This is a genomic window from Vibrio sp. SALL6, assembly GCF_002002385.1.
Taxonomy (GTDB): domain Bacteria; phylum Pseudomonadota; class Gammaproteobacteria; order Enterobacterales; family Vibrionaceae; genus Vibrio; species Vibrio parahaemolyticus.
The window spans coordinates 206,313-230,074 of the sequence record NZ_MQVK01000020.1; the positions used below are offsets into that span (position 1 = coordinate 206,313).

Genomic DNA, 23,762 nt, shown 5'->3' on the forward strand with positions numbered 1-23,762 from the left:
AATGAGTTCAAGTGATATGGGCGTGGTGGTTTATGCCCCAGCTTCAATTGGTAATGTTAGCGTAGGTTTTGACGTGCTGGGGGCTGCAGTGTCCCCAGTTGACGGCACTTTGTTAGGTGACCGAGTTCAAGTAAAAGCAGGGACTGAGCCGTTCAGTCTAAACACTGCTGGGCACTTTGTTTCGAAGTTACCAACCGATCCAAAAGAGAACATCGTTTACGATTGTTGGGTGGTGTTTGCTCGTGAACTGGACAAAAAAGGCATTGAGCTAAAACCACTTGAAATGACGCTAGAGAAAAACATGCCTATTGGTTCTGGTTTGGGCTCAAGTGCTTGTTCTATTGTGGCAGCGTTGGACGCGCTAAACCGATTCCACGACCAGCCTTTGAATGAAACGGAATTGCTGGCTTTAATGGGTGAAATGGAAGGTAAAATTTCGGGTGGTATTCACTACGACAATGTTGCTCCATGTTACCTTGGTGGTGTCCAGTTGATGCTTGAAGAGCTAGGCATCATCAGCCAAGAAGTCCCTTGCTTTGACGAGTGGTATTGGGTGATGGCGTATCCGGGCATTAAAGTGTCGACGGCTGAAGCGCGTGAAATTCTACCATCTCAATATCGTCGACAAGATATCATTGCTCATGGCCGTCACCTTGCGGGCTTTATTCATGCCTGTCACTCTGGTCAACCAGAGCTTGCTGCAAAAATGATCAAAGACGTGATCGCAGAACCGTATCGTGAGAAACTGCTTCCGGGCTTTGCGAATGCGCGTCAGTACGCAGCATCAGCAGGCGCGTTAGCAACTGGTATTTCTGGCAGTGGTCCGACACTGTTCAGTATTTGCAAACAGAAAGATGTCGCTGAGCGAGTTGCTCGCTGGCTAGAACAAAATTACGTACAAAACGAAGAAGGATTCGTCCACGTTTGTCGTTTAGATAAGCAGGGTTCGAAAGTAACAGGAAGTGAGCTATGAAGCTTTACAATATAAAAGAAAATGATGAACAAGTTTCCTTTGGCCAAGCCGTTCGCCAAGGATTAGGTCGTAATCAAGGCCTATTTTTTCCATCGGAATTACCAAAATTTGAAGACGTTGATGCGTTGCTAGCAGAAGATTTTGTTTCTCGTAGCACTAAGATCCTATCAGCACTGATTGGTGATGAACTGGCGGAAGAGCAAGTTAACGCAATGGTTGATGCTGCATTCCAATTCCCAGCACCAATCAACCAAGTAAAAGAAGGCGTTTACGCGCTAGAACTTTTCCATGGCCCGACGCTAGCATTTAAAGATTTCGGTGGTCGCTTCATGGCGCAATCCCTTGCGGCAGTTTCTAATGGCGGCAAGATCACCATTTTGACCGCAACGTCAGGCGATACTGGCGCGGCTGTTGCGCACGCTTTCTACGGAATGGAAGACATTAATGTTGTGATTCTTTACCCGAAAGGCAAGATCAGCCCGCTGCAAGAGAAGCTGTTTTGTACACTAGGTAAAAACATCCACACTGTAGCAATCAATGGTGATTTCGATGCATGTCAAGCATTGGTGAAACAAGCGTTTGATGATGCGGAGCTGCGTGAAGAGATCGGTCTGAACTCTGCAAACTCAATCAACATCAGCCGTTTGATGGCACAAATCTGTTACTACTTTGAAGCTGCGGCGCAAATGAGCAAGCAAGAGCGTGAAAACCTCGTGGTTTCTGTACCAAGCGGTAACTTTGGTAACCTAACAGCAGGTCTATTAGCAAAAGCGCTAGGTTTACCTATCAAACGTTTTATTGCTGCTACCAATGCGAATGACACGGTGCCTCGTTACCTCGAAACGGGTAAATGGGAGCCAAAACCAACGGTTGCAACCACTTCAAATGCGATGGACGTAAGCCAACCGAACAACTGGCCGCGTATCGAAGAGCTATGCCGTGTGAAAGAGTGGGGCCTAGAGACACTAGGTAAAGGCGCAGTTTCTGATGAGCAAAGCGCACAATCAGTAAAAAACTTGTACGCATTAGGCTACCTATGTGAGCCACACGGTGCGATTGCTTACCGCGTATTGGAAGAGCAACTGCAAGAAGGTGAAACGGGTCTGTTCTTGTGTACTGCGCACCCAGCGAAGTTCAAAGAGGTTGTAGATGATATTCTTCAAACGGATATCGAATTGCCTGCACCACTAGCTAAACATGCTGCGATGGAGTTGTTGTCTGAAGATCTTGACGCGGATTTTGATGCACTAAAAACAGTCTTACGCCGCGTTCAGTAACCAAAACTGAATATGCGATAAAAGGTGGGGCATTGTCTCCGCCTTTTTGTTTTTATAGGGCTGGTCTCGGGTAGAAATCGAACATAAAAAAACGGCGCTCATTGAGCGCCGTTTTTAAACCTTACCTGAGCGTACTCTATTATAGAGTCTCAGTAAATGTACGAGCGATAACATCACGTTGTTGTTCTGGCGTTAGCGAGTTGAAGCGTACTGCGTAACCAGAAACACGGATTGTTAGCTGTGGGTATTTTTCTGGGTGAGCAACTGCATCTTCTAGCGTTTCACGTTTAAGAACGTTCACGTTTAGGTGTTGACCACCTTCGATGCGAGGTGCAGTTTCGATAGCTACTTCGCGGCTTTCGTATTCACCTAGGTCGCTGATTGCGATAACTTGGTCTGCTTCGTAACCAGTTGCTGCAGCAACACAACGTGCTTCATTCTTCTCGCTATCTAGTAGCCAGATTGAGTTTAGTAGTTCGTCGTTTGCTGCTTTAGTAATTTGGATACCTTGGATCATCACTATCTCCTAGACCACTTACGTGGTGATTATTGGTGTTAATTTTCGAATTTTTGTTGAGCTGAGTATTATATAGCTAATATCCACTATTTTAATATTGATTTAAGTCAAAAAACAACCAAAAACATTATTTTTATTAAGGTAATTTTTTTGAGTTAAATCAATAAAACCTTTGAAAACATACTAATTACAATTTATTTGATAATATAAAAAATATTTAATAACTCAATTTGTTGTAAATTTACTACAAATTGAGCTTAAAATTTAAACTGATTAACGCAACTATCTGTATTTGGGTAGCGATACTGAAAGTCTAAAGTGATTAAATGACAAACATGAAAAACAAGTTTGGTAATAAACTCATTGGTGCACATGTCTCTGCTGCTGGTGGGGTCGATCAAGCGCCGTTGAGAGCTCGCGAAATTGGTGCGAATGCGTTCGCACTATTTACAAAAAACCAACGCCAGTGGGTGGCGAAGCCTTTAGAAGCAAAAACCATCAGTGCATTTAAAGCGAACTGTAAAATGCTGGGTTTCGGCGCAGAACATATTCTCCCGCACGACTCATACCTGATTAACTTAGGTGCTCCAGAAGCGGACAAGTTGGATAAGTCACGCGCTGCGTTCATCGATGAAATGGAGCGTTGTAATCAGTTGGGACTGACTTTGCTTAACTTCCACCCGGGTAGTCACCTAAAGAAAGTCTCTGAACAGGAATGCTTGGCAACGATTGCTGAGTCGATCAACTTAGCACACAAAACTGTACCGGATGTGGTAGCGGTGATTGAGAATACTGCTGGACAGGGCACAAATCTTGGCTGGAAGTTTGAGCACTTAGCTGAAATCATCGAGCAAGTGGAAGATAAAGATCGTGTTGGTGTTTGTATTGATACCTGCCACACCTTTACGGCTGGTTATGACTTGCGTACAAAAGAAGATTGCGAACGCACTTTTGCTGAATTTGACCGTATTGTGGGTATGCACTATTTGCGAGCAATGCATCTAAATGATTCAAAAGTAGAGTTTGCTAGCAAAGTGGATCGTCACCATTCTTTAGGTAAAGGAGAGATCGGGTGGGATTGTTTCGAGTACATTGCGAAAGACTCTCGTTTTGATGGTATCCCTCTGATTTTAGAAACAATTGATCCGGACATCTGGCAGCAAGAGATCAACACACTGCGCCAGTTTCATTTAGCCGCTATTAACAACCAATAATGTAATCGCAAAGTTGGCACCTTTCTTTCTTAGTCGCTTAAGTCAATTTGAATTAAGAAAGAAGGATGCCACTATGTCTCGACCACTCTCTTTTGCTCCCTATGCTTACAGTCGCCGCGTACTGCGTCTGCCGATGCCTAATCGCCATATTACTGGGCAAGGTCATTTTAGAACGCCGCAGAAGCATTAGTCTTTTATTGCTGTTCTCAAGTTCGTGGTAAGTTTTTGTTTGTTTGGGTTTCGCTCGTTAGAATAGAAGCAAAACTCAGGACAGGAACTTTCCATGAATCAGTCACCCACTTGGCACGATGTGATCGGCGAAGAGAAAAAGCAGAGCTACTTTGTAGACACGTTGAATTTTGTTGAAGCAGAACGAGCAGCAGGCAAAGCGATTTACCCGCCAGCAAAAGATGTTTTTAACGCATTTCGTTTCACGGAGTTTAACGATGTGAAAGTGGTGATCTTAGGACAAGACCCATACCACGGTCCAAATCAGGCGCATGGTTTGTGCTTCTCTGTGCTTCCTGGAATCAAAACGCCACCGTCGCTCGTGAACATGTATAAAGAATTGGCTCAAGATATCGAAGGATTCCAGATCCCTCAGCACGGATTCTTGCAAAGCTGGGCAGAGCAAGGCGTATTGTTGCTCAATACGGTTTTAACGGTTGAGCAAGGCAAAGCGCACTCACACTCTAAAACAGGGTGGGAAACATTCACAGACCGAGTGATTGAAGCGATAAACCAGCATCAGCATGGGGTCGTGTTCCTTTTATGGGGGTCTCACGCTCAGAAGAAAGGACGTTTCATCGACCGCTCGAAGCACCATGTATTAGCCGCGCCGCATCCATCGCCATTGTCTGCTCATCGAGGGTTCTTGGGCTGTAAGCATTTCTCCCAAGCAAACCAATTACTTGCTTCGCAAGGAAAAGAGCCAATCAACTGGCATTTACCGTTAACGGTATAAAAGAAGAGACAGCGATCATGGTGCTATGATCGCTGTTTTTTTGAGCATGCTCGAAGCTGGTGGCGAATTTCTCATGTACACTTATTGAAAGTAGGTGTTAAGGAGAGACGCTATGATGATCGAAAGAATTCGACGCGAACACGGCTACATGGTTCGCCTGCTGGCCATATTGCGCCATAAACTCAACGAAATAAAAGAAGAAAACGCCATTAATTACTCGCTAGTAAGCGAGATTGTTGATTACCTCTCAAACCATTCGGAAAAAATTCATCATCCGAAAGAAGATATTCTCTACCATCATTTCCTCAAGCATTACGGTAAGCAACAAACCATGGAAAACTTGGAGAAAGAGCACCAAGAGCTCGCCGAGAAGACCAAAGAGTTTTCGATGCTCATTGAGATGATTTTGCAAGATGCGGTTGTTCCTCAAGACATCTTTATTGCTCAGCTAGAAGATTTCATTGAGTCGCAAAAGCGTCACCTTGAGCTCGAAGAGAGAAAAATCCTGCCATTAATTGAAGAGCTTTTTACTACTGAAGACTGGCAACACGTCGAAAGTCTATGGACAGAGAGCGAAGACGACCCTGTATTTGGTGACACGATTGCGGATCGCTATAAACAGCTTGCCGAGCGCGTTCGTCAAAGCGATATGGAGTTTGTTTAACTCACTCAAAGCCCGAGTATCTATAAATCTTGCTCGGGTTTATTTGTGGTAATTCTTATTATTTGAGAATTGAATGGAAATTCAACATAACCAATTCTCGATAAAAAGAACGGCTAATTCTCATTGAGTAAGAATTCCGTCCACGTAAACATTTAGACGTAGAGAATCAGAATATGTAACCCTGCTCTATACAAAAACAAAAGGCACCGTTAGGGTGCCTTTTGTTCAAATTAGAGTTTGATGTCGTCTAAGCTGTAGTCGTTGCAAACATCAAGTTCACGTAGTTCTTTAAGTAAGTTACGTCTGTCGTTCATCTCTTCTATTTCACGCCACTTTCTTTTTACTGGTTTAGCGCGAGATCTTGTTGTTGAGGTAGTATCCAGATTGAAAATCTCATCTAGTTGAAAGCCTTCCATAAGCCACCTTTACCCTTCTTTATCTAAACTGTTGTAACCAGTCCTTGTGGAGTTTTTTAAGTACCACAATAGGTGTGAGAATAACCATGATATATTTCGCATTTGTGTCGGTAACATGACAGTTTCGTGCAAAAGTTCTCTCAAAATCACATTTTGCTTCGTGAACTATTGAATAAAAAATGTACAAACGAGAAAGGGAAAACGATTAAATGAAGAGATTTTCAATGTTAATTTGATGCGTTCAATTAGAGTACTAAGCAAAGGTTGAAGTTGCATAAAATGTGTTTGATGAAATAGTGTTCGATTACCTCTCTGGCGGCAAAGATAAATTTATGTAACACCTTGTGAATACTAGCTTGGTTCGTTTTTTATGGAGTGCTGTTCTATTAATGTCGGTGTAATTATTTATGTTGGATGTTGGTAATTGAAATGTTGCGCGTTTGGGGTGTTAAGTCCTCTTTTTATGTTATTTTTTGGTGACTTTATAGTGAAAAATAACAATGTTATTGTAATGGTTGCATATTGATTTTTGCGTTCCTAGGTTGCATTATCCGCCCGTCAAAAAATACGCTGGTACGTAAAATGGATGCATGAAGCGACGTTTACGATTCTAGATTGCGCATAAACATTACTCAAAAAGCTAAGCACACTTTGACACTTAGCAGGCAATCTGGTGGATGGCTCGGACGCACAGACTGGCGCAACTCACTTTGAGGTACACATGACAGACTTAATCAATTTGATGAACGACCTCCTTTGGGGTTCGATTCTGGTTTATCTTCTTGTAGGTGTAGGAATCTACTTCACCGTTCGATTGGGATTCATCCAATTCCGCCACTTCGGCCACATGTTCTCTGTTCTTAAGAACAGCCGTAAAGCAGACAAAGCTGGTATTTCTTCTTTCCAAGCGCTTTGTACTAGTCTTGCTGCACGTGTAGGTACTGGTAACATGGCGGGTGTTGCAGTTGCATTGACTGCGGGTGGCCCTGGCGCGATCTTCTGGATGTGGCTGATCGCAATGCTTGGTATGGCAACGTCGTTTGCAGAGAGTACTCTAGCGCAGCTATACAAAACCAAAGATGATGATGGCAACTACCGTGGTGGTCCTGCTTACTACATGGAAAAAGGCTTGGGCATGCGTTGGATGGGCGTGTTGTTCTCTGTTTTCCTAATCATCGCTTTTGGTTTGGTATTCAACGCCGTACAAGCGAACTCAATTGCAAACGCAATGAGCAACGCATTTGGTTGGAATGACCTATACGTTGGTATTGCTGTTGTTGCACTTTCAGCTGTAGTTATCTTCGGTGGTATCAAGCGTATCGCGAAAGTAGCTGAGCTGATCGTTCCTATCATGGCACTGCTATACCTAGTACTAGCATTGTTCGTTGTATTCTCAAACCTAGAGAAACTACCAGATGTATTGATGCTGATCTTCAAGAGCGCATTCGGTCTGCAAGAAGCTGCAGCGGGTGGTCTTGGTTATGCGATTGCACAAGCAATGATCAACGGTATCAAACGTGGTCTATTCTCGAACGAAGCGGGTATGGGTTCTGCGCCTAACGCGGCAGCGTCGGCAACGCCTTACCCACCGCACCCAGCATCTCAAGGTTACGTTCAGATGCTAGGCGTGTTCATGGATACGATTGTTATCTGTTCTGCAACAGTAGCGATTATCCTGATGTCGGGCGAGTATGTAGGTCAAGCAACGGAAGTTACTGGTATTGAGCTAACTCAGCGTGCATTGAGCTCGCAAGTGGGTGATTGGGGCGGCATCTTTGTTGCAGTTGCAATCTTCTTCTTCGCGTTTACTTCAATCATCGCGAACTACTCTTACGCAGAAACGAACCTGATCTTCTTGGAGCACAACCATAAAGCTGGTCTAAGCATCTTCCGCGTTGTGGTTCTGGGCATGGTAATGTTTGGTGCGCTAGCGTCTCTTCCTGTGGTTTGGTCGTTGGCTGACGTTTCGATGGGTCTGATGGCGATTGTTAACTTGGTAGCGATTCTGTTGCTATCGGGCATCGTGATCAAACTGGCGAAAGACTACAACCGCCAGCTAGGCGAAGGTAAAGTACCAACGTTCGATGCGAACGATTTCCCTGAGCTTAAGTCTCAGCTAGAAGACGGTATTTGGGACAACACTAAGAAAGACTAAGTGTTCTCCTATCGTTAAAAGCTATTAAGACGATTCGTAAAGCCATGCAGACAATGCATGGCTTTTTTTGTACCCTAATAAAAAACAAAATTAGGGAAGTGAAAGTCATGCTTATCGTAGTTTCTCCAGCGAAGACCCTCGATTACGAGTCTCCGTTAGCGACAGAAAAATTTACTCAACCAGAGTTAATTGAATATTCAAAAGAATTGATCGACGTTTGCCGCAAACTGACGCCTGCTGATGTTGCCTCTTTAATGAAAGTGAGTGACAAGATAGCCGATCTGAACGTCGGGCGATTCCAAGAGTGGAGCGAAACGTTCACAACGGAAAACTCGCGTCAGGCCATTTTTGCGTTTAAAGGTGATGTGTACACGGGCTTGGAAGCTGAAACACTATCAGATGCGGACTTCGAATACGCGCAAAAACACTTACGCATGCTATCTGGTCTGTACGGTCTGCTTAAACCGCTCGACTTAATGCAACCATACCGTCTGGAGATGGGGACGAAACTGGCGAACGAGAAAGGCAGCAACCTGTACCAGTTCTGGGGCAATGTGATTACCGATAAGCTCAATGAAGCGATTGCTGAGCAAGGCGACAATGTTTTGATCAATCTTGCGTCGAATGAGTATTTTAAAGCGGTGAAGCCAAAGAACTTGGATGCACAAGTGATTACGCCAATTTTCAAAGACTGTAAGAATGGTCAATACAAGGTGATCAGTTTTTATGCGAAGAAAGCGCGTGGCATGATGGCGCGTTACATCATCGAAAATCGCATTGAGAGCGTGGCGGACTTAACGAAGTTTGATACCGCTGGCTACTACTTCGTTGAGGAAGAGTCGACACCAACAGACTTGGTATTTAAACGTGAAGAGCAAAACTGATTGAAGCGCAATACGCGTTATTAATTGAAAGCTACACAAACGAAAAAGGGTTGGCACTGCCAACCCTTTGTTGTTTCTATTTGGGCTTATTAAGCCTCAACAAGATTACTTCTTCTTAGCGGTTTTCTTTTTCGCTGTTTTCTTCTTGTCTTCTTTTTTCTTTTTCTTCTTAAACACAGGTTTCTTGTGCTTAGGGCGCATCTCTTTAATGAAACGCTCTTTGATGTCTTCTTTCACGTAACGTGCTACGCGATCCATCATTGGCTGGTCGTGCGCTTCTACGATTGAGATTGCGTTACCTTTCTTACCTGCACGAGCTGTACGGCCGATACGGTGAAGGTATACGTCAGCCGTGCGCGGCATGTCGTAGTTGATAACGTGAGAAACATCAGGAAGGTCGATACCACGCGCCGCAACGTCAGTTGCTAGTAGCACGTTCACAGTGCCGTCACGGAAACGTGCAATGGCATTATTACGACGATCTTGAGGCATTTCTCCTTGAATCCACGAACACGGGATTTGTGCGCTCTCAAGTTGTGCACGTAGCTCTGCCAAGCGTTCACGAGTTTTTAAGAACACGATAGTGCGCTCAGCTTGCTCTGTGATGATATGTTTCAGCAGAGCCAGTTTGTGTTCTGCGCTATCAGCACGGTGATACCATTGAGCAATCTTCTTACGCTCACGCAGTGGCGATTTTGCGTCGATCTCTGCTGGCTCGTTCAATAGGTCAGCCGTGAAGCCTTCTACGCCTTTACCTTCTAGTGTTGCTGAGAACAGAAGGGTTTGCTTACGCCAGCGACATTCATTCGACAGACGGTCAACTGTTGGAGCAAAGCCCATGTCCAGCATGCGGTCTGCTTCATCGAGAACCAGCCATTCGATAGCACGACAATCAAAACGTTCTGCATCAATGTACTCACGTAGACGGCCTGGTGTTGCAACTACAATGTCTTGCGTAGTTGCTAGGATGTCTGCGTGTTCTTGGTATTGAACGCCGCCTGTGATCGTGAAGATGTTCAGCTTAGTGTTCTTTGCCAAAGCACGAGCTTGGTCGGCAACCTGCATAGCTAGTTCGCGAGTTGGCGTAAGGATCAAAATACGCGCAGGCCCAGGTTTACGACGAGGGAAATCTTGCAAGTATTGCAATGCTGGCAGAACGAAGGCTGCCGTTTTACCAGTACCCGTTGGCGCTGACGCTAGAATGTCACGACCATCCAACGCTTGTGGAATCGCTTCTGCCTGAATTTTAGTTGGGCGTTCGTAGCCCATCTCTTCAATGGCTTCAAGTAGGTTTTGGTCTAGATCAAGTTCAGCAAAGGTTCTGATCACAATGAGTTCTCCACAAGCAAAGCTTGGTTAATGGTTCGCCAAAGCAGCATAGAATATAAAAAGGTCGCACATTATAAAGTGATTGGTGATAAGGATCACATGTTATTTCACATCTTAAGATAAAACTCGTGGGTTAAGCGGACAAAATCATTGCTGTAACCGTCTGATGAGTGAATGATCAAATGTGACTCTTGAGTATCGCAAGGTTGCTTTGCCAGTTCAAACAGCAAACGGTGCACGGGTTTCTTTTCCGATGGTTGCACGCGGCACAGTCGAGATAGAGACCAACCCTGGGTTAATGCTAGTTCAATAAATAGCTCCCCTTCGGTGATTGGCAGCACAAAGCTGGCTTTTCCTTCTGTATCTAGCAACTGATAACAACACTTAAGCAACGCATCATGGCGTAGGGAGTCGGTATGCCTAGCGGTTGCTCGCTGGCTTTGTTTAGCTTGCTCACCAGTGTTGAAATAGGGTGGGTTGCAAACAATGCGTTGAAAGCGTTGCGGCGGCGAAAAACTCAAAACATCGGTATGCTGAACTGAGAGTCGGTCGTGCCACGGCGAGTGCGAAAAATTGTGGCTTGCGGCTTCAACTGCTGTGGTTTCGATATCAACGGCGGTAATTTTTGCGTCAGGAAAGCGTTGAGCGCACATCAAAGCGAGTAACCCTGTTCCTGTCCCGATATCCAAAATATGGGCTGGGCTCGGACTTTCCATCCACGCGCCTAGCATCACGCCGTCGGTACTCACTGGCATGCCACTTTCGCCTCCTTCGATACAAAACTGCTTAAACTTGAAGCCTTTAGTTTGAAATTTTCCGCTCTTCATGATTGTTTTTTATCTGCTCAATATTTAAGTGAAATTCTCTATTGTTTCTTATTTGTATAGATTGTTGTTTTGTTGGTTATTAAATTGTATGGTTAATTGATCGAGATAAAGAACTGTTCGGTTCTTTTGATCTAGTTAGATACACTGCTTTTAAGTTTAAAAACTAAATTAATATGGTGTTTTTTTCTTAAAGGTTGCCAAATGATGAGTCTTTCGTCATTATGCGGCGAAAATTTTATAGATTGAACCACAGATACTCATTAACTTTTGGGTATACAAAAAAGTGGTCGATGCATACACAACATTCATTAAATAAAGAAAAGGGTTATCTGTGAAGCAGACGTTAAAACTAACAGATATTGTCGCAGTAGGCTTTATGCTATTTGCGTTCTTTTTAGGTGCAGGCAACATCATCTTTCCACCTCTAGCGGGTCAGCTCGCGGGTGAAAACCTATTGCCAGCGATGTTCGGTTTCTTGCTAACAGCGGTAGGTCTACCTCTTATTACTATCGTTGCTATTGCTGTAGCAGGTGGATCATGGGATCACTTGACTCAAGATCTTCCGAAAAAAGCAGCAGTATTGATGGCAGCACTTATCTTCATCATTATTGGTCCTGCGTTTGCAGCGCCTCGTACAGGTCTAGTAGCTTACGAGATGGCCGTGAAGCCATTCTTTGTTGAAGCTTCTCAAGCGCACCTTACCGCGTTCTCTGTGATCTTTTTTGCGGTTGCAATGCTGTTCTCTTGGTTCCAAGGCCGTCTTATCGACTTGATCGGTAAAGTGCTGACTCCAGCGCTGTTTGTCGGTTTGATCATTCTTGCTGTTGCAGTATTCCTAGATCCTCAAGGCGATATGATCGGTGCACGCGGTGAGTACCTAACTCAGCCACTAACCAAAGGCTTCCTTGAAGGCTACAACACCATGGATACTTTCGCATCGTTGATGTTTGGTATGTTGATGGTGGATGCACTGCGCGGCAAAGGTATTACGGAGCGTTCTGCGACGACTAAGTACCTGATTTTTGCAGGTTGTATCGCTGCGGCTGGTCTAGCATTTGTTTACATTTCGCTATTCTACCTAGGCGCTACCAGTGCAACAGTTGCTGCGGGCGCAGACAACGGTGGTCTGATTCTAAGCCAGTACGTTCAAGCATTGTTTGGCCCTTACGGTCAAATCGTTCTTTCTGTGATTGTATTGTTAGCGTGTCTGACAACGGCTATCGGTCTGATTTCAGCATGTTCTGATTTCTTCAGCTCGAAGACATCACTGTCATACAAGCAGTGGGTTCTAATCAACGGTGCAGTATGTGCGCTAGTTGCTAACGTTGGTCTAGCGCAATTGATTTCGCTCTCTGTACCTGTACTGTTTGCCCTTTACCCAGTGGCGATTGCTTTGGTTGCTCTTACCTTTGTTCGTAGCAAACTGCCAAATCCTCGCTTTGCATACCGTGCGGTACTGCTAGTATCACTATTGTTCGCACTTGTTGATGCAGCGAAAGTTGCTGGTTTGGATGTATCTGCGTTCAACGTACTACCGCTGTTTGAAGTGGGCATGGGTTGGGTTCTTCCTACTCTGGCAGCTATCATCTGCATGTTCTTCATCTCTAAATCTGTTCAACCAGAACTACGAGAAGAAGCGGCGTAAAGACGCTAGAAATTGAATAATGAAAAAGCCCGATGAAGTGATTCATCGGGCTTTTTTGTATCAGGTTCGCATCAACGTAAGCGTCGGTGCTTAAAGCGTATCGTGGAACTCCACAAGTACTTGTTCACACCACTTTTCAATTCGCTCGTCACTCAAGTCGTATTGAGAGTCTTCATCTAGTGCTAAGCCAACAAATTGGCTGCCATCTTCCGTTAGCGCTTTAGAGGCTTCAAACTCATAGCCTTCGTTTGGCCAATAACCGATAAACTGGGCGCCGGTTGCTTTTAACTCATCGTGCAGTAGGCCCATGGCATCAAGGTACCATTCACCGTAGCCTTCTTGGTCGCCAAGACCAAATAGCGCCACAACTTTGCCTTTCAACGGCGTAGACGCGATGTCTTGCCAAATAGCGCTCCAATCTTCTTGGATCTCACCAAAGTCCCAAGTCGAGATGCCTAGAAGCAATAAATCATATTCAGCCATCAGCGATAGCGGCGTCTCTTTCACATTGTGAATATCGACAAGGTCTGCACCAATAATGTTGCGAATTTTCTCTGCTGCCATCTCGGTGTAGCAGGTTGTTGAGCCGTAAAAGAGTCCGATTTTCATTATATTCGTCGTTTTTTGTGTTGCTGTTGCAGAGGATTTTAACCTTAAACTGCCTAGGAATGCAGCGAATATCGTGAGATTCCCCACCTGAGCCAATTTTTTATAGCATTCACACTGGCGCTGTCTTACTCTCACTGGGTATAGATGAACAATAAAAGGAAGCGTGAATGACGGCACAACAGCCTGTCAATCAACAAGATTTTGCGCTTGTTGAGCAGTTCTTAGATACAATGTGGATGGAGCGCGGTCTGTCAGAGAATACGCTGGCTTCGTACCGAAATGACTTAATGAAGCTTCTCACTTGGATGGAGCATCATCGTTACCGCCTCGATTTCATCAGTTTGTCTGGACTTCAAGAATACCAAACGTATCTGGTGGATTTGGATTACAAGCAGACGTCACGTGCTCGTATGCTGTCAGCCATTCGCCGTTTGTTTCAGTATCTTCACCGCGAAAAAGTGCGTGCCGATGACCCAAGTGCCTTGTTGGTCAGCCCGAAATTGCCACAACGCTTACCGAAAGACATCAGCGAAGAGCAAGTGGACGCACTTTTGGACGCGCCAGATCCGAATGATCCGGTAGAACTGCGCGATAAAGCCATGCTTGAGTTGTTGTACGCGACAGGGTTGCGTGTGACAGAACTCGTCAGCCTGACGATGGAAAACATCAGTTTACGTCAGGGCGTCGTGCGTGTGACGGGTAAAGGTGGCAAGGAGCGTTTGGTGCCGATGGGGGAGAATGCGATCGATTGGATTGAAACATTCATCCAGCAAGGTCGTCCTGCATTATTGGGAGATACGTCTTCCGATGTGGTATTCCCAAGTAAACGAGCACGCCAAATGACTCGTCAGACGTTTTGGCATCGTATCAAATACTATGCTGTCATTGCTGGTATCGATACCGACCAGCTGTCGCCGCACGTTTTACGCCACGCGTTTGCAACGCATTTATTGAACTATGGCGCAGATCTCAGGGTCGTACAGATGCTGCTAGGGCATAGTGACTTATCGACCACGCAAATTTATACTCACGTGGCGACTGAACGATTGAAGCAGATCCACAGTCAACACCACCCAAGAGCATAATGATGGCTTGCTTCATCCTCTTTGATTGGATGAAAAGAATTTATTTAAAGGTGACTTTAATGAGCGTATTACGCCGACTAACTCTGCTGACTTTACCATTCTTTATTACCGCGTGTGGTGCGGAAGAAAGTCAGGCAAAAACCGAAACTCCTGCACAACAGGCTGCGCCAACTGCGCAACAACACTTTGATGAAGCGGCGCTAAAAGCAAAGTTCTCGAAACTAGGTCTGTCTATTATTGATATTCAACCTTCAGACGTGGCGGGCCTGCTAGAAATTCAAACCAACGGCGGCATATTGTTTGCGTCAAACAATGGCGATCACTTTATTGCAGGTACACTATACGCGATTGATGACAACGGCGGTTACAAAGACGTACTTGCAGAACGCCAAGCGCCTTTGAATGCTGAGAAAATTGCCAAGTTTGCAGACAGCATGATCGAATACAAAGCGGACAACGAAAAGTACGTGGTGACGGTATTTACTGACATCACTTGTGGCTACTGTGTTCGTCTGCATAACCAAATGCAGGGCTACAATGATCTAGGTATTACTGTGCGTTACATGGCCTACCCTCGCCAAGGTGCGACAGGGCCTGTTGCTGAGCAAATGGCAACGATTTGGTGTGCAGAAGATCCAAAAGCGGCGATGCATAACGCGAAAGTGAGCCGCACTTTCGATAATCCAGCGAAAGATCTTGAGCAATGTAAAGAGACCATTCAAGCGCACTACAACGTTGGTCGTCAGTTAGGTATTTCAGGTACGCCTGCAATCTTCCTTCCAAACGGTGAGATGGTTGGTGGTTACTTACCGCCAGCTGAACTACTGAAACGTTTAGAGCAACTGTAATCCTTTAAGGAGCAGAGCCGACGCAATAGTCGGCTCTTTTCAAGCATGATAGAAATTCAACGACGTCCCGAACCGGATCTTTCCCTTCTCCCAGATTCCATTCCTCCGATCTTAAAACGCATTTACATCAATCGCGGTATTACTGACATCGCGCAGCTAGAAACCTCTGCTCGTGGATTGCATTCGTACCAAAAGCTTGGCGGCATTGAGCAGGCGGTTGAGTTGTTGTTCCAAGCGATTCAAGAGCAAAAACGCATCATCGTGGTGGGTGACTTTGACGCAGATGGCGCAACGAGTTCTGCTCTTTCTGTATTGGCATTGCGTATGCTTGGCAGCAATAACGTCGATTACTTGGTGCCGAACCGCTTTGAAGATGGCTACGGTTTGAGCCCAGAGGTGGTCGATCAAGCATTGGAACTTGGCGCAGAAATGATCATGACGGTCGACAATGGCGTATCGTCGATTGAAGGTGTGCGCTACGCCAAAGAGAATGGCATTACCGTATTGGTGACAGACCACCATTTGCCAGGACAAGTTCTGCCAGAAGTGGATGCGATGGTGAACCCAAACCTCGACAGTTGTGCGTTTCCTTCTAAAGCGTTGGCTGGCGTTGGTGTGGCGTTCTATCTGATGATGGCGTTGTGTGTTCACATGCGCAAACACAACTGGTTTGCTCAGCAAGGCATGCAAGAGCCGAAACTGATGGAGCTGATCGACCTTGTCGCACTGGGCACTGTCGCTGATGTTGTGCCGCTTGATGAGAACAACCGAATTCTGGTGCATCAAGGTTTGCAACGCATTCGTGCGGGGAAAGCGCGCCCAGGTATTCAGGCACTGATTGAAGTGGCGAAACGCGATGCGCGACGTTTGGTGGCATCGGATTTCGGCTTTGCATTGGGGCCGCGCATTAATGCCGCTGGCCGTTTAGACGACATGTCTTTTGGTGTTGAGCTACTGATGTGTAACAACATCCACGCCGCACGTCGCATGGCCAGTGAGCTTGATGGGCTCAATCAGACTCGTAAAGAGATTGAAGAAGGCATGAAGCAAGAAGCGATGGCGTTTTGTGAACGTTTGCAGTTTGGCGAAAACAGCGAGCTGCCATATGGCTTATCGCTGTTCCAACGCGATTGGCACCAAGGTGTGATTGGTATTCTCGCTTCGCGTATCAAAGAGAAATTCCATCGTCCAGTCATTGCCTTTGCTGACGGTGGTGAAGGGACGATCAAGGGTTCTTGTCGTTCGATTCCTGGATTACACATGCGTGATGCGTTGGACTTCATCGATACGCAAAATCCAGGTTTGATCATCAAGTTTGGCGGTCACGCGATGGCGGCAGGCTTAACCATCAAAGAGCAAGATTTTGAGCGTTTCAGTCGTTTATTCGATGAAGTGGTGAAAAAAGAGCTCGACGAAGCGGCTCTAAAAGGCGTGATTCTTACTGATGGCGAGTTAAAACCGGAAGAGTTTTCTATGCACATTGCGGAGCAGTTGCGCGCTGGTGGGCCATTCGGACAAGCTTTTCCTGAGCCAATCTTTGATGGTGAGTTTAAGGTGTTGCACCAAAAATTGGTGGGAGAAAAACATCTTAAACTGATGTTGGAGCCTTTATACAAAGGGCATCCGACCAATGTGATGATTGATGGAATTGCATTTAACGTCGATTTACGCCGTTGGCCTGACGCATCGGTCAAAACTGTACGTTTGGCTTACAAGCTGGATGTGAATGAATTTCGTGGTAACCAATCATTGCAACTGATGATTGATCACATCGAAGCCAAGTAATACCTAAGCTTTTCTTAAATATAGAGTACGGTTGCCCTTAAGCGGGTGTAAAATTTTATGACCGTGCTCTTTCGAAATTAGATTGCGGAGATATGAAGGTATTACTTTGCTGATACAATTCTGCCTTATGGTTAGTCAGTATAATTAATATTAAAGGCGACCAAGCTAATCATATTTTTAATAAATTATATTTAAATTTCGTATTTTACAAAAAAGATCTCATTTATTTGTATGAAAAAATAAAGTCTTATTTTTTGTGTGTATAGTAAAACTTTGTTGATTGTTTTGAGTTGAATATGAAAAATAACATAGCTTTTTTAAGTCTTATATTAAGTGTTCTAAGTTACGATGCTATAGGTGGCCTTGAGGGGCAAACGGTAACGTTCCACCGAGATTATGCTGGAAAGAATTTTGGTCAACCTAAGACTATTACCGTTGTCGATGGGGACTCAGATATCTTTAATGTTCAGCATCACGAAAAAATAAATATCGATAACAACAAAATTGCTATCAGATACATCAATAATAATCAGTTTGGTATTGAAGAAAAAACTTTTAATGGCTACATTTTGCGAGGCTATCAAGGTGAAGTTGAAAGTGTAACTCTACTACGAGACGATGCTGGGATTTATAAAAACTCTTGGTTTGACGATGATGGTATTCATATTAATTTGGGGGGACCATTCAGTCGGGGTGATATTCTAGAGTTTGAAATCTTATTAGTTGGTGATAATGATGTTAGTTTAGAACGCTGTGAAGTTAAGATCACATCGCAATCGAATGAGATTAATAAGGATGGGGGTAAACTATATTTTGATACTTCTGCTAGTTCATTAAACTTAGTAACGTCTAATGAACTGTATAAATACTTAAACTTCCCAACAGGTGAAGTTTTAACAATTGATACACCACAGGAGTTTAAGCTTTCAGATATTCCTATAAAAGAGTTAGGTTGGACTCTAACAATTCCAGAGTGGTATCCAGCAGGAATTTATACCGTTAATTATGCAGGTATTAACCTTAAAGATGGTTCGATTTGTAAAGATTCCGTTAGTTTTACAAAACGACACTATTAGCAAAATTTTGCGTAATTGAATGTAAAGTAGACTAGGCGCTAGCATTTTTAAAGCATACATTCACTTTAATGACTAAGGTTAAATGAGTTTTTCACGTGTAAATGTAATGTTTGATGCCGTGATCGATGGGGCTCTTTAAGGTGTTTTTCCTATTGTCCAGCGTTTGCATGTTGTTTAGGTAAACGCTTCACTGCTCATTTTATTAAAAAGTTGTGACTAGTAAAAATAAGGTTCCAGCCCCTCTATAGAGTACGGTTGCCCTTAAGCGGGGGTAAAATTTTATGACCGTGCTCTCTCTAATCGTAATCTGATTTCTCAGCCGAAATTTTCCTGTATCTCCGTCACATTTTTCAGTAGAATTTCTCGGTTAAATTCTATTCTAAAATGTTGAGCAAACATGTTTGAAATCAATCCCATTAAAAACCGTCTTCAGGACGTGTCTGAGCGCACGAATGTCCTGAGGGGGTATCTTTGACTATGACGCGAAGAAAGAGCGTCTAGAAGAAGTCAACGCAGAACTTGAACAGCCAGATGTATGGAACGAGCCTGAACGTGCACAAGCACTAGGTAAAGAACGTGCATCACTTGAAGCCGTAGTTGAAACTATTGATCAACTAGAGCAAGGTGTAGAAGATGTTGATGGTCTTCTTGAACTGGCTGTTGAAGAACAAGACCAAGAAACGTTTGATGAAATCGAACCAGAACTTGCAGAGTTGGAAGAGAAGCTTGCGCAGCTAGAATTCCGCCGCATGTTCTCTGGTGACCACGATAGCTCTGATTGCTACATTGACTTGCAAGCAGGTTCAGGTGGTACTGAGGCGCAAGACTGGACCAACATGATGTTACGCATGTACTTACGCTGGGCAGAAGCGAAAGGCTTCAAGGCGGAAGTAATCGAAGTATCTGAAGGTGAGGTTGCGGGTCTTAAATCTGCAACGGTTCGTATCTCTGGTGATTACGCTTACGGTTGGCTACGTACAGAAACTGGTGTTCACCGTTTAGTACGTAAATCGCCATTCGATTCAGGCGGCCGTCGTCATACGTCTTTTGCGTCTGCGTTCATCTACCCAGAGATTGATGAAAACATTGCTATCGACATTAACCCTGCTGATCTGCGTATCGACGTTTACCGTGCGTCAGGTGCGGGTGGTCAGCACGTCAACACCACTGAATCTGCGGTACGTATTACGCACGTACCAACGAATACTGTGGTGCAGTGTCAAAACGACCGTTCTCAACATAAGAACAAAGATCAGGCAATGAAACAGCTTCGAGCGAAGCTATTTGAGCTTGAATTGCAAAAGCAAAACGCGGAAAAACAAGCTAATGAAGACGCTAAGTCTGACATTGGCTGGGGTAGCCAGATCCGTTCTTACGTATTGGATGATTCACGCATTAAAGACCTCCGTACGGGCGTTGAAAACCGTAATACTCAAGCGGTTCTTGATGGCGATCTGGACAAATTTATTGAAGCTAGCCTGAAATCAGGCCTATAAAGCTTTTCACCGACAAAAACAGGATACATCGAAAATGACTGATGCTGTTCAAAACGAAACTGTACAAGAAGAAAACAAGCTGATTGCTGAGCGCCGCGCTAAACTGGACGAAATCCGAAAGAGCTGCAAAGCAAACGGCCACCCAAACGACTTCCGTCGTGACGCACTAGCGGGCGACCTTCAAAAAGAGTTCGGTGAAAAGACTAAGGAAGAGCTAGAAGAGCTTAACCACGTAGTAGCGATCGCTGGTCGTATTATGGCAAAACGTGGTCCATTCCTAGTAATTCAAGAAACATCTGGCCGTATCCAAGCTTACGCAGACAAAGAAGTTCAAAAAGAACTGAAAGAGAAATACCAAGGTCTTGATATCGGCGACATCATCGGTGTTAAAGGTGCGCTACACAAATCTGGTAAAGGCGACCTATACGTGAACATGGAAGAGTACGAGTTGCTAACAAAAGCACTTCGTCCACTTCCTGAGAAGTTCCACGGTCTGACTGACCAAGAAATGCGTTACCGTCAGCGTTACGTAGACCTAATCGTTAACGAAGATTCTCGTAATGCATTCGTTGTACGTTCTAAAGTTATGTCTGCAATTCGTAACTTCATGATCTCTAAACAGTTCATGGAAGTTGAAACGCCAATGATGCACGTGATCCCTGGTGGTGCAAGTGCTCGCCCATTCATTACGCATCACAACGCGCTAGACATGCCAATGTACCTGCGTATTGCGCCTGAGCTATACCTGAAGCGTCTAGTTGTTGGTGGCTTTGATCGCGTATTCGAAATCAACCGTAACTTCCGTAACGAAGGTCTTTCTCCACGTCACAACCCAGAATTCACAATGATGGAATTCTACATGGCGTACGCGGATTACAAAGATCTAATGGACTTCACTGAAGAACTACTAAGCTCTGTAGCACTAGAAGTTCTAGGTTCAACATCAATGCCTTACGGTGAAGATACTGTTGAGTTTGGCGGTAAGTACGCTCGCATGAGCATGTTTGAAGCAATCAAACACTACAACCCAGACCACGCTCAAATCCAAGCGCTAACGGAAGAAGATCTACAAAACCGCGAACTAATGGTTTCTATCGCGAAATCTGTTCACGTTGAAGTAGAACCTTTCTGGACTTGTGGTCAGCTTCTTGAAGAGATCTTCGGTGAAACTGCAGAACCTAAACTAATGCAGCCTACGTTCATCACTGGCTACCCAGCGGATATTTCTCCACTGGCACGTCGTAGCGATGACAACCCATTCTTCACAGACCGCTTTGAGTTCTTCATCGGTGGCCGTGAAGTAGCAAACGGCTTCTCAGAGCTTAACGATGCAGAAGACCAAGACGCGCGCTTTAAAGCACAGGTTGAAGCAAAAGAATCTGGTGATGACGAAGCGATGTTCTACGATGCAGACTACATCACTGCACTAGAACACGGTCTACCACCAACAGCAGGTCAAGGTATCGGTATCGACCGCCTAGTTATGCTGCTAACTAACACGCACACCATCCGTGACGTGATCTTGTTCCCTGCAATGCGCCCACAAGCGTAATTCTTTGCTGAACAATGACAAAAAAACCACCTTCGGGTGGTTTTTTTGTATCTTTAATTTCCTAAAATTCAATAGGTTGCATTTTGATTTTGATGGCATATGCAAATAAGTATTCGCCAAATCTCAATCTATTGCATAGTCTTAATATTGAGACAGACTTCGAGCGTCGTAGTCTCGATAATGTTACCCGTTCGCAAAGATGGGTTTGTGGCGCGAAATTTCTATCAACAAAAGAATAAGGGTTAGAGAATGGCTGGGCAGTTTAAGATGGATTCCATCCCGGGATCGCTTGTGGTAGTTGGCGGTACTTATGAGCCTTGGTTATCAGTACTGGAACAAGTTGGCTGGAAGTGTCACCAAGTAGGCGACTTACGCAAAGCTAACACGTTATTGGAAGATATTGGGCCTTGTATCGGTATCGTTGACCTGAGCCATGACGAGTTTAGCTTGAATGGTCTGGCAAACTTAGTGAGTTCTCATAAGCACGTGCGTTGGTTGGCGTTTATTCGTGAGTCTCAGCTCGGCACAGACACCATCTGCCAGTTCATCGTTAACTTCTGTATCGACTTTTTTACTGCCCCAATCCCAGATGCCCAACTGTTGAGTACCATCGGCCACCAACTTGGTATGCTCAAGCTAGAGAAAAAAGTTTGGCCAAGTTTTGGCAATAGCCTCGATATGGGGCTGATTGGCGAATCTATCCCGATGAAGCGCTTACGCGATCAAGTTAAGCGAATTGGTCCTACGGACGTGAGTATTCTGATCTCTGGTGAGAGTGGTACTGGTAAAGAAGCGGTTGCTCGTGCAATTCACAAAGTATCTTCCCGTTCTCATAAGCCCTTTATGTCGATTAACTGCCGCGCTTTGAATGAGCAACGTTTCCAAGCGGAAGTCTTTGGTATTGCTGCGGATGCTGAGATGGGCCCAAGTCTGTTGGAACAAGCAGATGGCGGTACTGTGTTGTTTAATGACATTCTGACCATTTCGAAAGACCAGCAAATGAACCTGTTAAGGTTTTTGCAAGAGGGCACGATTGAAACGCGCGAAGGTGTGAAGAATGTGAATGTGCGTATTCTTGCTGCTAACTCGTCAGACGTAGAAAAAGCCTTGATTGATGGCGATTTCAACGAAGAGTTGTACCATTACATCAATGTACTTCGTATCAACGTACCAAGCTTGAAAGAGCGCGCGAGTGACATTGCACTACTAGCTCGCTTCTATCTGCAAGAGTTCTCTAAAGAGTACAACTCTCAAGCAAAAAGTTTCTCAGAGGACGCTTTGAAAGCTCTGACTCGTTACTTCTGGCCTGGTAATGTTCGCGAGTTGATGAACCAAGTTAAGCGTGCGGTGTTGATGTCTGACAGCGTGATGATTGAAGAGCATCATCTCGATTTGCCGCAACGTAATGATTCAAAACGCAGTTTGAAATCAATTCGCGAAAAGAGTGAGCGTGATGCGTTATTGGTCGTGTTGGAATCGCACTCAGGTCAAGTTTCCAATGCGGCGAAAGAACTTGGTGTGTCGCGTGCAACCATGTATCGACTACTGAATAAGCACAACTTGATTTCCGATCAAGCGATGTAATTCAATGAGTGAATCGAATTGAAAGAGCGACCTTGCTGGTCGCTCTTTTTCGTTGTATACGTTCTGATTTATAAAACTCGAAGTTTTATATATTCCCTAGATGAATATGTTATATGAAAAAACATATGCAACTTATCTTCAGGGTATTGATTTGTTTTTTATCGAAAGCATAGAAATTGTTTGATATATATTCATCAACGCTTACAATTTAGCCATAACTCGTTGAGTTATATCACTTCACACACGGATTATTTTTTTAGCTAGGAGGCGCAAGATGAAACATTACGTTGTTAACACCACTGCTTGCGCTGATCGTATGTCTAAATCTCCGATAGCTTTTAAATCGGATATTAACGATACCACTGGCTCACAAGATAAAAATTAATCCGTAACCTAATTTATGTTTACTAGGCTGCGGAAAAGTAGCGGCTTAGTTTCAACAGATCTCTCTGTGTCTCTGCGTACTATTTTTCCCAGTCGATAATTTATCGTTTAATTGGAGAAAAATTATGCGTCACTCAATTTACTTAACATTGGCTACTTTGCTTATTAAAGCGGATTTAAAACGTGAAGAGAGAGAATGGCAACGTACCGTGCGCCGCAGTTCTCATGATGTTCCATGGACCAATGTTCATTTATTAAGGGATATTGGTTTAGATCGTGAAGGGCGAGTTACGCAAACCAGCGTGCCTGAAGCGGTTAAAGTTGAACGTCGAGTTCGTCATCTTCGTCGAGTGCTAACTGCGCGAATACCGACGTAATCTATAGCGTGTTGAGCTTCCAACATTACGCTTTAAGTTAACCCTAAAAGCTCAACACGCTGTAAACGCATATCGAAATAGATTTGTTCTAACTGCTATTA

The 23,762-nt window shown here is 44.5% G+C and carries 21 protein-coding genes; 16 read left to right on the forward strand and 5 right to left on the reverse strand.

Going from position 1 to position 23,762, the window contains the following annotated elements; genetic code table 11:
• The first annotated feature begins 16 nt into the window (after positions 1-16).
• A complete protein-coding gene (gene thrB, locus BIW15_RS12930) occupies positions 17-973 on the forward strand; it encodes a homoserine kinase (protein WP_005479586.1) in 957 nt (318 codons plus the stop codon).
• Positions 970-2,250, forward strand: a complete 1,281-nt coding sequence (gene thrC, locus BIW15_RS12935; RefSeq protein ID WP_020904213.1) for a threonine synthase — start codon at positions 970-972, stop codon at positions 2,248-2,250. Before thrB ends, thrC begins: the two co-directional genes overlap by 4 nt.
• 139 nt (positions 2,251-2,389) lie before the next feature.
• Here thrC and grcA read toward each other — a convergent pair whose 3' ends face one another.
• Positions 2,390-2,767, reverse strand: coding sequence for an autonomous glycyl radical cofactor GrcA (grcA, locus tag BIW15_RS12940; protein WP_005459053.1), 378 nt, complete (start codon positions 2,765-2,767; stop codon positions 2,390-2,392).
• Positions 2,768-3,093: 326 nt separating this feature from the next.
• Here grcA and nfo point away from each other — a divergent pair, with 326 nt between their 5' ends.
• The 3 genes from nfo (at position 3,094) to BIW15_RS12960 (ending at position 5,609) form a co-directional block, all read left to right on the forward strand.
• Positions 3,094-3,981, forward strand: a complete 888-nt coding sequence (nfo, locus tag BIW15_RS12945; RefSeq protein ID WP_031828137.1) for a deoxyribonuclease IV — start codon at positions 3,094-3,096, stop codon at positions 3,979-3,981.
• 283 nt (positions 3,982-4,264) lie between these two features.
• Positions 4,265-4,945: a uracil-DNA glycosylase gene (gene ung, locus BIW15_RS12955; protein ID WP_005465920.1), complete on the forward strand. Its 681-nt coding sequence runs from the start codon at positions 4,265-4,267 to the stop codon at positions 4,943-4,945.
• A 112-nt stretch (positions 4,946-5,057) separates the two neighbouring features.
• On the forward strand, positions 5,058-5,609 hold the full coding sequence (locus BIW15_RS12960; protein WP_005459058.1) for a hemerythrin domain-containing protein: 552 nt from the start codon (positions 5,058-5,060) through the stop codon (positions 5,607-5,609).
• Positions 5,610-5,839: 230 nt separating this feature from the next.
• Here BIW15_RS12960 and BIW15_RS12965 read toward each other — a convergent pair whose 3' ends face one another.
• Positions 5,840-6,025, reverse strand: a complete 186-nt coding sequence (locus BIW15_RS12965) for a DUF3545 family protein (RefSeq protein WP_005459060.1) — start codon at positions 6,023-6,025, stop codon at positions 5,840-5,842.
• A 721-nt stretch (positions 6,026-6,746) separates the two neighbouring features.
• Here BIW15_RS12965 and BIW15_RS12970 point away from each other — a divergent pair.
• Positions 6,747-8,180, forward strand: coding sequence for a sodium:alanine symporter family protein (locus BIW15_RS12970; protein WP_005459389.1), 1,434 nt, complete (start codon positions 6,747-6,749; stop codon positions 8,178-8,180).
• Positions 8,181-8,287: 107 nt separating this feature from the next.
• Entirely contained in the window at positions 8,288-9,064 is a 777-nt protein-coding gene (yaaA, locus tag BIW15_RS12975) for a peroxide stress protein YaaA (RefSeq protein WP_025505368.1), read from the forward strand.
• A gap of 105 nt (positions 9,065-9,169) precedes the next feature.
• Here the strand turns inward: yaaA and srmB are convergent, their stop codons facing one another.
• Together srmB and BIW15_RS12985 are read right to left on the reverse strand one after the other, a co-directional pair.
• Positions 9,170-10,393 carry an ATP-dependent RNA helicase SrmB gene (srmB, locus tag BIW15_RS12980; protein ID WP_005479730.1) on the reverse strand — a complete coding sequence of 408 codons (1,224 nt, stop codon included), beginning with the start codon at positions 10,391-10,393 and terminating at the stop codon, positions 9,170-9,172.
• Positions 10,394-10,500: 107 nt separating this feature from the next.
• On the reverse strand, positions 10,501-11,220 hold the full coding sequence (locus tag BIW15_RS12985; protein WP_029807551.1) for a tRNA1(Val) (adenine(37)-N6)-methyltransferase: 720 nt from the start codon (positions 11,218-11,220) through the stop codon (positions 10,501-10,503).
• A 331-nt stretch (positions 11,221-11,551) separates the two neighbouring features.
• On the opposite strand from BIW15_RS12985, the gene brnQ reads away from it, so the two are divergent.
• Positions 11,552-12,865, forward strand: coding sequence for a branched-chain amino acid transport system II carrier protein (brnQ, locus tag BIW15_RS12990; protein WP_005459396.1), 1,314 nt, complete (start codon positions 11,552-11,554; stop codon positions 12,863-12,865).
• Between the two features lie 90 nt (positions 12,866-12,955).
• Here the strand turns inward: brnQ and fldB are convergent, their stop codons facing one another.
• Positions 12,956-13,474, reverse strand: a complete 519-nt coding sequence (fldB, locus tag BIW15_RS12995) for a flavodoxin FldB (RefSeq protein WP_005479739.1) — start codon at positions 13,472-13,474, stop codon at positions 12,956-12,958.
• 167 nt (positions 13,475-13,641) lie between these two features.
• Here fldB and xerD point away from each other — a divergent pair, with 167 nt between their 5' ends.
• The 8 genes from xerD (at position 13,642) to BIW15_RS13035 (ending at position 23,661) form a co-directional block, all read left to right on the forward strand.
• Positions 13,642-14,559, forward strand: a complete 918-nt coding sequence (gene xerD / locus BIW15_RS13000) for a site-specific tyrosine recombinase XerD (RefSeq protein ID WP_077281140.1) — start codon at positions 13,642-13,644, stop codon at positions 14,557-14,559.
• A 59-nt stretch (positions 14,560-14,618) separates the two neighbouring features.
• Positions 14,619-15,407 carry a bifunctional protein-disulfide isomerase/oxidoreductase DsbC gene (gene dsbC / locus BIW15_RS13005; protein WP_005497149.1) on the forward strand — a complete coding sequence of 263 codons (789 nt, stop codon included), beginning with the start codon at positions 14,619-14,621 and terminating at the stop codon, positions 15,405-15,407.
• Positions 15,408-15,452: 45 nt separating this feature from the next.
• On the forward strand, positions 15,453-17,192 hold the full coding sequence (recJ, locus tag BIW15_RS13010; RefSeq protein ID WP_005459404.1) for a single-stranded-DNA-specific exonuclease RecJ: 1,740 nt from the start codon (positions 15,453-15,455) through the stop codon (positions 17,190-17,192).
• Between the two features lie 296 nt (positions 17,193-17,488).
• Positions 17,489-18,268 carry a hypothetical protein gene (locus BIW15_RS13015; RefSeq protein ID WP_021487234.1) on the forward strand — a complete coding sequence of 260 codons (780 nt, stop codon included), beginning with the start codon at positions 17,489-17,491 and terminating at the stop codon, positions 18,266-18,268.
• A 397-nt stretch (positions 18,269-18,665) separates the two neighbouring features.
• Positions 18,666-19,764, forward strand: a protein-coding gene (gene prfB, locus BIW15_RS13020) for a peptide chain release factor 2 (protein ID WP_097371395.1) whose coding sequence is annotated in 2 segments (ribosomal slippage) — positions 18,666-18,740 and positions 18,742-19,764 — 1,098 coding nt in all. Because the reading frame shifts where the segments join, the coding sequence is not laid out codon by codon here.
• 34 nt (positions 19,765-19,798) lie between these two features.
• The gene (gene lysS, locus BIW15_RS13025; RefSeq protein ID WP_005459407.1) at positions 19,799-21,316 is read left to right on the forward strand and encodes a lysine--tRNA ligase; all 1,518 of its coding nucleotides are present in this window, start codon (positions 19,799-19,801) and stop codon (positions 21,314-21,316) included.
• Between the two features lie 249 nt (positions 21,317-21,565).
• Positions 21,566-22,900: a cyclic-di-GMP-binding transcriptional regulator VpsR gene (gene vpsR, locus BIW15_RS13030; protein WP_005459408.1), complete on the forward strand. Its 1,335-nt coding sequence runs from the start codon at positions 21,566-21,568 to the stop codon at positions 22,898-22,900.
• 509 nt (positions 22,901-23,409) lie between these two features.
• Positions 23,410-23,661: a hypothetical protein gene (locus tag BIW15_RS13035; RefSeq protein ID WP_005459410.1), complete on the forward strand. Its 252-nt coding sequence runs from the start codon at positions 23,410-23,412 to the stop codon at positions 23,659-23,661.
• Positions 23,662-23,762: the final 101 nt, after the last annotated feature.

What these genes read in the sequence shown, in the direction of transcription:
- BIW15_RS12985 (WP_029807551.1), bottom strand. Translation starts at nt 11,220, where the DNA reads ATGAAGAGCGGAAAATTTCAAACTAAAGGCTTCAAGTTTAAGCAGTTT.
- BIW15_RS12960 (WP_005459058.1), top strand. Translation starts at nt 5,058, where the DNA reads ATGATGATCGAAAGAATTCGACGCGAACACGGCTACATGGTTCGCCTG.
- BIW15_RS12965 (WP_005459060.1), bottom strand. Translation starts at nt 6,025, where the DNA reads ATGGAAGGCTTTCAACTAGATGAGATTTTCAATCTGGATACTACCTCA.
- thrB (WP_005479586.1), top strand. Translation starts at nt 17, where the DNA reads ATGGGCGTGGTGGTTTATGCCCCAGCTTCAATTGGTAATGTTAGCGTA.
- dsbC (WP_005497149.1), top strand. Translation starts at nt 14,619, where the DNA reads ATGAGCGTATTACGCCGACTAACTCTGCTGACTTTACCATTCTTTATT.
- ung (WP_005465920.1), top strand. Translation starts at nt 4,265, where the DNA reads ATGAATCAGTCACCCACTTGGCACGATGTGATCGGCGAAGAGAAAAAG.
- BIW15_RS12970 (WP_005459389.1), top strand. Translation starts at nt 6,747, where the DNA reads ATGACAGACTTAATCAATTTGATGAACGACCTCCTTTGGGGTTCGATT.
- lysS (WP_005459407.1), top strand. Translation starts at nt 19,799, where the DNA reads ATGACTGATGCTGTTCAAAACGAAACTGTACAAGAAGAAAACAAGCTG.
- vpsR (WP_005459408.1), top strand. Translation starts at nt 21,566, where the DNA reads ATGGCTGGGCAGTTTAAGATGGATTCCATCCCGGGATCGCTTGTGGTA.
- grcA (WP_005459053.1), bottom strand. Translation starts at nt 2,767, where the DNA reads ATGATCCAAGGTATCCAAATTACTAAAGCAGCAAACGACGAACTACTA.
- thrC (WP_020904213.1), top strand. Translation starts at nt 970, where the DNA reads ATGAAGCTTTACAATATAAAAGAAAATGATGAACAAGTTTCCTTTGGC.
- BIW15_RS13035 (WP_005459410.1), top strand. Translation starts at nt 23,410, where the DNA reads ATGCGTCACTCAATTTACTTAACATTGGCTACTTTGCTTATTAAAGCG.
- xerD (WP_077281140.1), top strand. Translation starts at nt 13,642, where the DNA reads ATGACGGCACAACAGCCTGTCAATCAACAAGATTTTGCGCTTGTTGAG.
- fldB (WP_005479739.1), bottom strand. Translation starts at nt 13,474, where the DNA reads ATGAAAATCGGACTCTTTTACGGCTCAACAACCTGCTACACCGAGATG.
- yaaA (WP_025505368.1), top strand. Translation starts at nt 8,288, where the DNA reads ATGCTTATCGTAGTTTCTCCAGCGAAGACCCTCGATTACGAGTCTCCG.
- BIW15_RS13015 (WP_021487234.1), top strand. Translation starts at nt 17,489, where the DNA reads ATGAAAAATAACATAGCTTTTTTAAGTCTTATATTAAGTGTTCTAAGT.
- recJ (WP_005459404.1), top strand. Translation starts at nt 15,453, where the DNA reads ATGATAGAAATTCAACGACGTCCCGAACCGGATCTTTCCCTTCTCCCA.
- nfo (WP_031828137.1), top strand. Translation starts at nt 3,094, where the DNA reads ATGACAAACATGAAAAACAAGTTTGGTAATAAACTCATTGGTGCACAT.